The organism is Cysteiniphilum sp. 19S12-1, assembly GCF_052030685.1.
Lineage (GTDB): Bacteria > Pseudomonadota > Gammaproteobacteria > Francisellales > Francisellaceae > Caedibacter.
Window position 1 is genome coordinate 11,454 of the sequence record NZ_JBQAJM010000016.1, and the last position, 12,758, is coordinate 24,211.

Annotated in this window: 6 protein-coding genes and 1 pseudogene; 1 reads left to right on the top strand and 6 read right to left on the bottom strand. The window is 38.6% G+C overall.

What is annotated here, in order from left to right; translation table 11 throughout:
- Positions 1-357 precede the first annotated feature (357 nt).
- The 4 genes and pseudogenes from clpB to ACTS4L_RS06745 all read right to left on the bottom strand — a co-directional run bounded on the left by clpB (position 358) and on the right by ACTS4L_RS06745 (position 8,383).
- Entirely contained in the window at positions 358-2,958 is a 2,601-nt protein-coding gene (gene clpB, locus ACTS4L_RS06730) for an ATP-dependent chaperone ClpB (RefSeq protein WP_440616443.1), read from the bottom strand.
- A gap of 144 nt (positions 2,959-3,102) precedes the next feature.
- Positions 3,103-4,626: a glycosyltransferase family 39 protein gene (locus tag ACTS4L_RS06735; RefSeq protein WP_440616444.1), complete on the bottom strand. Its 1,524-nt coding sequence runs from the start codon at positions 4,624-4,626 to the stop codon at positions 3,103-3,105.
- Between the two features lie 412 nt (positions 4,627-5,038).
- Positions 5,039-5,473 (bottom strand): annotated as a pseudogene (tnpA, locus tag ACTS4L_RS06740) (IS200/IS605 family transposase).
- Between the two features lie 144 nt (positions 5,474-5,617).
- Positions 5,618-8,383: a valine--tRNA ligase gene (locus ACTS4L_RS06745; protein WP_440616477.1), complete on the bottom strand. Its 2,766-nt coding sequence runs from the start codon at positions 8,381-8,383 to the stop codon at positions 5,618-5,620.
- A 413-nt stretch (positions 8,384-8,796) separates the two neighbouring features.
- On the opposite strand from ACTS4L_RS06745, the gene ACTS4L_RS06750 reads away from it, so the two are divergent.
- The gene (locus ACTS4L_RS06750; RefSeq protein WP_440616446.1) at positions 8,797-9,792 is read left to right on the top strand and encodes a hypothetical protein; all 996 of its coding nucleotides are present in this window, start codon (positions 8,797-8,799) and stop codon (positions 9,790-9,792) included.
- 12 nt (positions 9,793-9,804) lie between these two features.
- Here ACTS4L_RS06750 and ACTS4L_RS06755 read toward each other — a convergent pair whose 3' ends face one another.
- Positions 9,805-11,133: an oligopeptide:H+ symporter gene (locus tag ACTS4L_RS06755; protein WP_440616448.1), complete on the bottom strand. Its 1,329-nt coding sequence runs from the start codon at positions 11,131-11,133 to the stop codon at positions 9,805-9,807.
- Between the two features lie 71 nt (positions 11,134-11,204).
- On the bottom strand, positions 11,205-12,677 hold the full coding sequence (locus tag ACTS4L_RS06760; RefSeq protein WP_440616449.1) for a sodium-dependent transporter: 1,473 nt from the start codon (positions 12,675-12,677) through the stop codon (positions 11,205-11,207).
- Between the last annotated feature and the right edge of the window lie 81 nt (positions 12,678-12,758).

Here is a 12,758-nt window from a genome sequence, read left to right on the forward strand (position 1 = left end):
GCATTATATCAGAACAAGACCAATACCTTTATTGTAATAATTCAAAAATAAGTTGAGCTTCAATTACTCCCCCTCACCCGTACAGCTTAAGCTGCACGACCTCTCCCGCAAGGGGAGAGGTATTAGCTGACGCAACTTATACCGCTCGTAAATCATTTTGCGTTGTTTGATGTCAAAGAAGTTTTTGATGATTTTGAGTGATTGTATTGCAGGTAATAGCTAGGACTATTGGCAAAATACAATCGCTCAAAAGTGCAAGAAATTCGACGGCAGAAATATTGTAAAATGGTTTGTGAGCGGTATATTCTTGATTCATTACATTAGCACCTGTAATGACAACCGTTTTTGTTGACTCACCTACTTACCTGCCTTTTCTATAATAGTGGAATCTTTTTTAGAAAAAACAAAATTATCATGTTCACTGGTGACCTGAATAGTATCACCTGCCACATAACGCCCTTCTAAAAGATAAGTAGCCAATGGGTTTTCGATGTATTGCTGAATCGCGCGTTTCAACGGTCTTGCACCAAATACCGGATCAAAACCGTGATCTGCTAGCTCATCCATTGCTACTGCTGAAATCGTTAATGTCAAATCACGCTCATGCAAACGCTTGCGCACACGATTGATTTGAATTTCAGCGATTTGTTTAATCATCTCTTTATCTAATGGCTCAAAGACAACGGTTTCATCAATACGATTGATAAACTCAGGTCTAAAGTGTTGCAATACAACTTGAAGCACTTGTTCTTTGACTTGGTCATAACCCTCACTATGCAGCTTTTCTTGGATTAACTGCGAGCCTAAGTTTGAAGTCATAATGAGCACAGTATTTTTAAAATCAACCGTACGCCCTTGGCTATCAGTCAAGCGTCCATCATCTAAGATTTGCAATAGAATATTAAAAACATCTGGATGTGCTTTTTCAACTTCATCAAGCAAAATGACCGAATAAGGTTTGCGTCTTACATGCTCAGTTAAGTAGCCACCTTGTTCATAGCCAACATAGCCTGGAGGCGCACCAATCAAGCGAGCCACTGAGTGCTTCTCCATATACTCTGACATATCAATCCTAAGCATCGCATCTTCACTATCAAACATAAACTCTGCTAATGCCTTGGTCAGCTCAGTCTTACCAACACCCGTTGGACCCAAGAATAAAAATGATCCTGTTGGACGATTCGGATCAGATAATCCAGAGCGCGCGCGACGAACGGCATTTGACACGGCGGTAATCGCTTCTTTTTGACCAATCACACGTTTGCCTAAGAAGTCTTCCATATGTAGTAGCTTCTCACGCTCACCTTCCATCATTTTATTGACGGGAATCCCAGTTGATTTAGAAACCACTTCAGCAATCTCATTCTCAGTCACTTGTGTACGCACGAGTTTTGTTTTGATTGGATCAGCGCTAGCCAATGCTTTAATCTGCTCTTCTAACTGCGGAATAAGCCCATATTGCAACTCTGCCATTTTTGATAAATCACCAGTTCGCTTAGCAGCATCTAGATCAATTTTAGCCTGGTCCAACTGCTCTTTTAGCTTTTGTGAACCTTGCATTTGCGCCTTTTCTGACTTCCAAATTTCTTCAAAGCCTGAGTATTCTTTTTCTAAAGCGTTAATCTCATCTTCTAAAACATCCAAGCGCTTCTTGGTGGCATCATCTTTTTCTTTTTTCAATTGCTCACGCTGCATTTTCAATTGAATAATCCGGCGATATAACTTCTCCATTTCCTCAGGACGTGAATCAATCTCCATACGGATTTGACTTGCTGCTTCATCCATTAGATCAATGGCTTTATCAGGCAATTGCCTATCAGTAATATAGCGATGTGATAAAGTCGCTGCAGCGACAATTGCCGGATCGGTAATATCAACGCCATGATGCACTTCATAACGCTCTTTTAACCCGCGCAAAATCGCAATGGTATCTTCAACCGTTGGTTCATCAACCAATACTTTTTGGAATCTGCGCTCTAGTGCAGGATCTTTTTCAACATTCTCGCGATATTCATCTAATGTCGTTGCCCCCACGCATCTTAACTCACCACGCGCCAAGGCGGGTTTCAACATATTACCGGCATCCATCGAACCTTCAGCTTTACCTGCGCCAACCATAGTATGCAACTCATCGATAAACAAAATCACACTACCTTCTTGTTTGGCTAGCTCTTTAAGTACTGATTTTAAACGCTCTTCAAAATCGCCGCGGAACTTGGCTCCTGCCAATAACGCCCCCAGATCCAAAGATAAAATACGTTTATTGCGAATACCTTCAGGCACCTCATTGTTAACGATGCGCTGCGCTAAGCCTTCAACAATGGCGGTTTTACCAACGCCTGGGCGACCAATTAATACGGGATTGTTTTTAGTGCGACGTTGCAATACTTGGATCGTGCGTCTAATTTCATCATCGCGCCCTATCACCGGATCAATCTTACCTTGTCGCGCCCTTTCAGTTAGATCAATCGTATATTTCTTTAACGCACCTTGCATATCTTCAGCATTTTGACTCTCAACGCGTGAACCACCTCTGACTTTATCCACCGCTTGAGTTAGGTTTTCTTTTGATAAACCCGCCGCTTTAAATATTTTACTAATCGCACCATCGACAAACCCTGCGATTAAAAACAAATCACTTGAAATAAATTCATCCTGCTTTTCACTGGCAAGTTTTTCCATCTGTTGCAGTATTTTAATCAAGTTATTTGACGCACTGATTTGACTTGCTGCACTACTGGTAGCTAACGCATTTAAGGCATTACTTAATTCACTATTGAGATTTGATAAATTACCACCTGCTTGGGTGATAATAGATGCAATCATGCCACCTTCTTGATCCAACAATGCTTTTAGCACATGAATAGGCTCTAGCATCGTGTGACTCTTGCTAATGGCTAAACTCTGCGCTTCAGTAAGCGCCTCTTGTAACTTATGGGTAAACTTTTCTGCTTTCATATATCCTTTATCCTTATTTCTTCAACACTAAAAACCGTAAAACGATTTACGATGGGTATAAACAATCATGGGGCTTTAAAAATTCAATGCCTAGAAAGTGAGGATAGGAAATTTTTTTTCAAGAGGTTTTTAATTTTTAAAAATTTAACGACATTTAATAAATGGATCTGGGGGAACAATCCCAAATAAAACAGTTGTTTTTTCCTTTGAGTCAGAAAGATACATGAAGCTTTTACTGCCTAATAATTTAAGATTAGGAAACCTCCTATATAAGCTTGGTGCAAATCTACTTGAGTCAAAATATTCTTCAGGCAATCCCTTAACCAAAGTACCATATTGACCATTTTGAACAAAAAGAGCTCCATATTTTTGAATATCACAATCACTAATTCCACCTGAATATAAACTATTCCATTCATTAAAAACTTTTGGATGCTGAGGCATATAGTAAGCAATATACCCAGCCAGATAGCGACTTCCACCAATATATTTTAAAGGAGTATTAATATTTTCCCTCCATAAACTATATGTATAACTTGCAATTTTCTCCGCAGGGAAATCAGCGCTTCCACCAGGTTTTATAACCTTATTGATCAACAGATTTAGACTACCCCCAAAAAACATCAGTACGATTGCATAGACTAATAATCTTAAGATATTATATTTTGTATCAAAATAACATACCATAATTAAACCAATATATATAACAAAAGGAACTCCCCATTCCCAATACACCTGACTACCTGAAATAAAATAATAAGCAAAAACTATTATTATTGGCAATATGCCTACACATACTAAGAAAGTTTGATGTTGAATAGCCAAAATATGCCTTGATTTTTTTGCTCTAAGTCCAATAAACATTGTAAAGACAATAGTTAGATTACATATTGTCATCCAAATAAAATTGATAGGTTCTAAAATATGTCTATTTATAAAGGTGGATTGATTAGGGTATGATGACCTATAGAGCAAATAATTTATCGTGATAAATTGATTATTTATTAGCCACACGATGTGTGGCACTATAACCAAACAAAAACTGAATAACCCTGCAAAAATACAGAGCTTGTGTTGCCATAATCTATGGTATATAGCTTTTTGAATAAGCACATAAATTAGAAAACAAACCAGAAAAATTAAATAACTATACTTTGTCATCATAGCTAAACCACTGAGTAATCCAAAAATTACAAAATTGTTATATTTAATCTCCTGATGACAAATCTTATAAAAATAGTAGACACACCAGGGAATTAAACCTATAAGTATATAATTATCATTATTAGTCTGTGCATATACATTGAAGTAGAGGCAGCCCTCTAATAAAAGTACAGAAATGACTGCTTTCTCTCTATGAACTACCTTTACAGCTAGAGCATAAACCCCAAGAAAACCAAAACAAATAATGACTTGCTGTAAAAGATAATATCCCCACGAATTATGTGCATAATTAGAAATAACTTTACCTATATACGCCACAACTCCTGGCATATATGGATTCTTGTCATAGCCAAAATCAAGATTACTAGCCCAATTAAATGCTTCTATTGTATCTCCATTAGGTGTGTTCCTGCTAATAGTAGTAATTACAGTCCAGACTAAACAGTGAGCTAATAAAAAAAATACCAGCGACAATAAATTATAATCTTTTAATTTCCTCAACAAACTTTAATCCCCTAAAATTAAATTTAATTGTAACTACCTAGCAGCTTGTTAATTGAACTGTGGAATTTTTCCATTAAAGACATCCGCAATGGTATCAATAATTTTCCAGCCTAACTTGCTCACATTACTTATATTTTTAATCATTTTATACTCTATCTTAAAATTGATAATATTTTGGTTTTGTTACTATAATCTACTGATTGGTAGGCGCATGATCGAAGATTTTTAACCAGACATAAATGCACTACATGTATCAAAATAAAACGGAATACATCTCCTTATTACAAGCTATCGGTCATCTGGTTTTGCATCTGGAAGTTGATTGAAGAGAGTCATACCGCTCCCGTGGAACGGGAGGCTTGGCGGTTTTTAGCAGCCCCAAGGGCTGCCAGATTAAACGTTATTCCAAGACTTAAAACTTACCAGGTTCATCTGAACCTCGTCCGTCAATCTGCTCTTGGTTCTTAATGTACTCACGTATCTGAACCTCTTCAAAGCCTACTGTCGAAACAGCATAGCCTCTTGCCCAGAATCGCTCACCATTGAAATTACGCTGCCTTCATCCAAATTGACGTGCAACTGCAGCAATTGCACTTTTACCCCTGATATACCCAATTACTTCCCCAACTGAGTATTTTGGTGGTATTTTTATTAGCATGTGCACATGGTCTTGAACCATATGCCCCTCCAGTATTTTACTACCTCTTTGATTCGACAACTCATGGAATAGCGGACCAAGGTAATTGCGAATCTTACCGTAAAGCACTTTCTTCCTGTATTTTGGAACAAATACCACATGATATTTGCAGTCCCATTTCGAATGACTTAGACTTTCATATAAGCTGATGCTGTCATAATTTTTATTTCTCCTGTGTGAACGCCAAGCCCACAGGTATATTATGACAGCATCCCAAACTAAATCTAAAGGCAAAGCCTTGAAAGTCTCACTGGTCAAACCAGTGGCTTACCTATCCAAGAGTTACGAGTTATATTACTTTTTTAACGCCTTTAATTTTTCAAATTGCTCAATCAATTTGCTTTGCGTTGTTTGATATTCAGCAAGCTTTTCCTTTTCCTTGGCTACGACATCCTCTGGCGCATTAGCAACAAACTTTTCATTGCCAAGCTTTGCCATTAAGCGCGCGATTTCCTTATCAAGTTTCTCTTGCTCTTTTTTCAAACGCGCTTGTTCGGCTGAGACATCTATGAGTCCTGCTAATGGAATATGTAACTCCAGTGTATCAACAAGATTTGTTGCTGACATTGGCACCTCATCACTCAGCGTAATATTTGAGATTTTTGCCATCGACTGAATAAGGGATTTTGTTGCAGTGAGTTTATCTAATTCGTCTTTTGATGCATTTTTGATAAAAAGCGGAATGCTCAAACTCGGCTTGATGTTCATCTCAGCACGCACGGTGCGTATGGCAACGATAACGCGCTTAAGCCATTCTGTCTCGTGAGCCGCTCTCTCATTGATAAGCGCTTCATCAAATAGCGGGAAGCTACTGACCATAATCGATGTTGCATCTTCCTCGGTGAATACTTTAACTTGATTAAATATTTCTTCAGTAATAAATGGAATAATCGGATGCGCCAAACGTAAGATCTTATCAAGTACGGTGATTAAAGTATATTGCACGGCATGTCTGCGCGCGGCACTGATCGTTTGATCATTGAGTGTGGCTTTGGCAAGCTCAAGATACCAATCGCAGTATTGATTCCAAACAAACTCATAAATCGCTTGTGCCAGTAAATCAAAGCGATAATTGGCAATATGCTTATGCACTTCAGCAACTGTTTTATTCAGCTCATGCCAAATCCATTCTTCTGCCACACCCATTTCATACTGATTATATGACGAATCATAACCTTCTAGATTCATCATAACAAAGCGTGAAGCATTCCATAGTTTATTGCAGAAATTGCGATACCCTTCCATTCGCGAGACATCAAAGCAGATATCGCGCGAAGTCGATGCTAGAGCGGTAAAAGTAAAACGCAACGCATCAGTACCATAAGCTTCAATACCCTCTGGGAAATGTTTACGCGTTTGCTTCTCAATCTTAGCTTTCATCTGTGGTTGCATCAAACCTTGCGTTCTTTTAACCACCAAATTTTCCAACGAAATACCATCGATCAAATCCACAGGATCAAGTACATTGCCTTTTGATTTCGACATCTTCTGTCCTTCAGCATCACGAATGAGCCCTGTGATATAAATATCTTTAAAGGGGATTTCATCCATAAAATAAAGCCCAAACATCACCATTCGTGCCACCCAGAAAAAGATAATATCAAAGCCTGTAACCAACACACTCGTTGGATAATATTTTTTAAGCTCAGCAGTATTGTTCGGCCAGCCTAACGTAGAAAACGGCCATAATGCGGATGAGAACCACGTATCAAAGACATCGTCATCTTGATACAATCTAAGCTCTGACGATAAGCCATATTTAATGCGAACATCGACTTCCGACTCACCGACATAGACATTACCCTGCTCATCATACCAAGCAGGAATTCTATGCCCCCACCATAACTGACGCGAAATACACCAATCCTGCAAATCACGCATCCATGAGTAATAGGTATTTTTCCAGTTATCAGGCACAAAGCGAATATCACCATTTTCAACCGCCTCTAAAGCAGGCTTACCTAACTCACTGGCTTTAACAAACCACTGTTTGGTCAAATACGGTTCAAGGATAACACCGGTGCGATCACCACGTGGTACTTTCAAGGTATGTGGTTCAACCTTGACGAGCAAACCTCGCACTTCCATATCAGCAACAATCTGTTTGCGCGCATCAAAGCGATCTAAACCTCGATAAGCTTTTGGTGCATTATCATTGATCTTACCTTCTGCTGTTAGAATATTGATCATTGGTAATTGATGACGCTTACCAATCTCGTGATCATTAAAATCATGTGCCGGGGTGATCTTGACACAGCCCGTACCAAAAGCAATATCAACATAATCATCCGCGATAACAGGAATCTCACGCTCGGTTAATGGCAGTTTAATCATCTTACCAATCAAATGCTGATAGCGCTCATCATTTGGATTCACTGCCACAGCAACATCACCTAACATCGTCTCAGGACGTGTTGTCGCAATCTCAATAGTGCCACCCTCTGCTAATGGGTAGGCAAAATGCCATAATGAACCTTTTTCTTCTTCTTGTACCACCTCTAGATCAGAAACTGCGGTTAACAGCACCGGATCCCAATTCACCAGACGCTCACCTCGATAAATCAAACCATCTTCATACAGCTTAATAAAGCAAGTTTGTACGGCTTGTGATAAGCCTTCATCCATCGTAAAACGCTCACGTGACCAATCAGCAGATGTACCCAAGCGGCGCATTTGTTTAGCAATTGAGCCACCTGAGTATTCTTTCCATTGCCATATTTTTTCGATAAATTTCTCGCGCCCTAGATCATGACGCGTTAAGCCTTGAGCATTTAAATTGCGCTCAACCACCATTTGTGTCGCAATACCGGCGTGATCAGTACCTGATTGCCATAGCGTATCATCACCCATCATCCGATGATAACGTGTTAACAAATCCATCAAAGTCTGCTGGAAACCATGCCCCATATGTAACGTGCCGGTGACATTAGGCGGTGGCAGCATAATCGTATAAGGTGCAGCATTGGTTTGCCCACATTTGAATAAACCTTTTTTCTCCCACTTGTCATAGCACTGCTGCTCTAATGTTTTAGGATCATAATTTTTTTGCATTTCTTGCATTTCTTGCTTATCTTGAATTTCTTGCTGTTTTTGTTGTTCATGTATTTGCGACATTACCTAAACCCTATTATTTGTTATACCCATCACAAAGCATTTACAATGGATACTGATATTAAAAAACTAAAAAATCAAAAATTTAGAGCCGCATTTTAGCACAACGCACCAAGATTGCTTTACACAATTTTGACTAAAAAACCTAAGATCAACGATACAAAGTCTTTCTTTAATATTTCTGTAACAATTACTGCTTAATCTCCCTTTTAAAATTTATTTGCTTTTAATCGCAAGATGATATGGAAATAAAGACACATAATCTCTATTTCCCAATGACAACTGTTTTATTAGCATCAAGCTCAACGGTTATGTGCTTAAACAATAATTTCACAACCCAACAATGCTTAAGGATCAATAGCATGAAACAATTTAGACAATACAGAAAACTCTTAACTACTGCATTTTTTGCTATGGCTTGCCAGAGTTCTTTAGCACAAGCACCTGCAGCAAAACCTGCAACGGTTGATTCATTGAAACTGTATAGTGAAGTCACTTCACTGACAATGGCATTTAACGCCAAATATGGTAAACCGTTTAGCTTGCCTACCAATGCCAAAGCAGCGATAGATCAAATAGCTGATAATTCTGACACGAAACGCTATATGGGCACTAAAGACTATAATGACTTTGCCAAAGACTCGCAATTTGCCAAGGATGCAAACGCAATGATGAGTGATTTAACCAATCTTATTGCTAACTTCAAGAAAATTGGCTTTATCCATGCGATTGAAGCTAAAGGTAAAACACCAGCAATTATGTTTGATATCGATAACACCATTGAGTTAACGTCATTTGATGATGATTACTTCACTAAGTCAGGCATTAATGATCCTGCCACTGCTGAATTTATTGAACAAAACTGTTTCAAAGATGGCATTGCCTGCTACTTTATCACCGCAAGATCTTGCAATCATAATGAATCATCGGCGACCAGAAGCTGGCTTAAAAAGCACTTACATTTATCTGATAAAACACTTGATCAATATGTCTTTTTATCAGGATCAGTGCCTGCCAATGCTTGCACAAACAACACCAATGAACGCGTTGCTTACAAGGATGTTTTGCGTCGCGCACTAAGTGACCAACGTCATGTCTACTGGCTTATGTCAGTGGGTGATCAGATGACCGATTGGTTTGGCAAAGATACTGGTTTAAAGGTTTGGTATCCTAATGCGATGTTTGACAGCTCCATTGTTGAAAACAATCACAATAATGCTAACGCTAAGCTGCATTTGCAAAGTGTCACTGCGCCAAACAACCAGTGCTATAACAAATTAAAGAAAGATGTTTTAGCACAAAGCACACTTCAGTATTGTGTTGCTTTTAAAAATGACCATTTTGTTAAAAGTGCTTAATACCATAATTTCCTAAGCTAATTTTTTATCTTTTTTACTCCAAATATAAGTTCCAACCGCAATAATAACTGCCACCACGATCGCTACACTGCTAATCAAAGCGGCTACTGTTTGAGTGCTATAATCAACTGTCATTGACGCAATATAACCGCCTGCCACATTCCACACTGCTAGCATTAAGAAGAATATACCTGTACCAATACCTACTTTTGACTTTGGCATATACCTTGCTACAACACCAAGCCCAATCGCACTAACGAGAAGCTCTCCAATAGCATTCACAATATAAGTTAGCACCAAACCTGTACCACCATTCCAATTAGAGATAATGCCACATGATAATGCTATCAATAGTGTACCAATTGCCATTTTATAAAAATCATGTATTGCAAAACGCTTATATACACCCAAAAATATTGAGCCAAAAACCACTATTGTCAACGGGTTTAACACAAGCATAAGTTGCCCTAACACTTCACCTACATTTGCTTTTGCTTCACTTAAAAAGCTCGTATATAACTGAACGTAAACGATGTTAAATGGCGCAATAATAAACATCAAGGCAATAACTGCCCAAACGCTCGGTGTTTTTAATGCAAGTTTAAACAAATAAAGCATCGCAATAACCGCAACCACTACTGTGATTATTGTAAGCAATGTTTTAAATGACAGAATCATTGAGACGATAATGCTAAGTACAGGAATGATGACTGCAATATACTTCATTTGGTTTTTATCAAATTTCTTAGCACCTCCGGTTGTAGAAACATCCTTTAATGTATGGCGCATTAAATAAAAAGTTATAATCACCAAAAAGCTTGAGATGGTGCTAATCCAAAAAAGTGATACATAGTCAATAAATGCAAAAGCAACGAGCATCAATGTGAGTTTAGCTATAACAGAACCTATATTTATCGACATATAAAGCGCTGTAAAATTCTTCGACTCTTCACCTAATTTAGTTACTTGTGCCAATAATGCTGAGGGTGCTGCTTTAAAAAGACCTATGCCTACAGCTATGACTGATAACGCAAAAATTGCCATACTTAAATGCGTTGATAATGCCAAAATTAAAAAACCTATTCCTTTCGTAAATAGACCAATATACACCATTCGCTTAGCGCCAAAACTATCTGCTAAATATCCTCCTAGCACCATGATGGCATATGTCATACCACTTGTGCCGGCATAAAGTAAGTAGGCATATTTATTGTCCACCCCAAACACAGCCATTAGATAAGCTACTAAAATTCCTGATAATGCTGACCATGAAAATCGTTCAATCACCTCAACTTGATATAAATTCCAACGACCGAATCTCGTTAAATCTTTATTGTGCATACTCTTCTCTTCTTTTATTTGTTATTAATTATACTGCTGACAAGTTACCCTGTGTTTTGCAATTATTAGCTTTAAAACTTGCGACTTAAGCGCTGAGCAACCACAGCACTCAATATTAAAATCAAAGCCCCTATTCCCCATAAATAACTGTTCGGATAACCGCCATAACCACCTGAGATGTCGGCATATACCTGCTTGATAAACAGTACACTTAATACGATCGGAATAATATAAGCGGTTAGTGCCTTGAAAATAACATGTAACATATTGGGATTGTGGTTAGGGAAAAGCTCTCGCGTGAGCTTGTTAATATCATAAAGCCACGCAATAACAAGCGCTTCGGCAACCATCACCACAAGCATTAAATAACCATTGATAAAATGATCCACCACATCCAGCAAATACAAGCCATTGCCCATGGTATAAAACAAATTACAAATAAGTAAAGCCACACAAATAACAAACAAAATACTGGCGCGCTTAAGTTTGATCTTACTATCCATCAAAGCTGCCAAGACCGCTTCAAATAAGGATACGATCGAGGTAAATGCCAAAAAGAAAACAGATGCATAAAATATAAATGAGAAAAATTCCTGCGCTGCAGGTAACAAAGTCAATGCATGTGGGATTACCACAAATGCTAGACCAATACCACCTGAGACCACATCATGAATACTCTTGCCATCAATGTGCGCTACATGCCCAAGCACTGAAAAGACAATCATACTGCAGATAATCGATGCTAACGTATCACCAATCACCACAATCGTACATGTGCGCCCAATTTTAACATCCTTGCCCAACAAGGCACCATAAGCAAACATAACCCCAGTTGCCAAAGAGATGGAGAAAATCACCTGTGCTGCCGCAGCAAACCAGATTTTGGTTTCTAAAAGGGATGACCATATTGGCACAAATAGCGCGTGTAAGCCGCTAAGACTTCCCGATAAAGAGACTGAGTTAACCAATAAAATAATCAGTAATATAAAGGGAATAGGTGTGATCCATTTCGCAACAAACGCCAAGCCACTGGTGCCTCTATATAATGAAATATACGTCAACAACAAAATAGCAACAACACCTAGCACAATTGCCAATTTAGGCGTGCCAAAGCTATCAATGCCTGCACTTAATCCTAAGAATTGATTAAAGAAATAACTTTCACTGCCCGTTTGCCACGGCATTTTAAATGAATCAACCGCAAAATTAAGCACCCATGAGGTAATCACAATGTAATAAGTCAACACGCCAAAGGCCGCAAGAACTGCAAGCCAACCAATGATTTTAAAGCGCTTGGCATGACCAATGAGAGCCAATGATTCGGGTGCGCCTTTTTTTGATACTTTGCCCAAACCGACTTCAAGGATTAATAGCGGCAAACCAATGCATAGTAAACAAATGATATATGCCATAAAAAACGCAGCCCCGCCATGCTCATACGCCAAATAAGGAAAGCGCCATAAATTGCCAAGTCCAGCTGCAGATCCCACCGCTGCCAAAATAAATATCCAAACGGATGTAAAATCTTTGCGTGTTTGCCCCATATTTCCTCCTGCTGTCAATATACCAACTATTCAACATAGTCCAAAAAGTATCTTATTTGCTACTGAATTTATGTCAACATA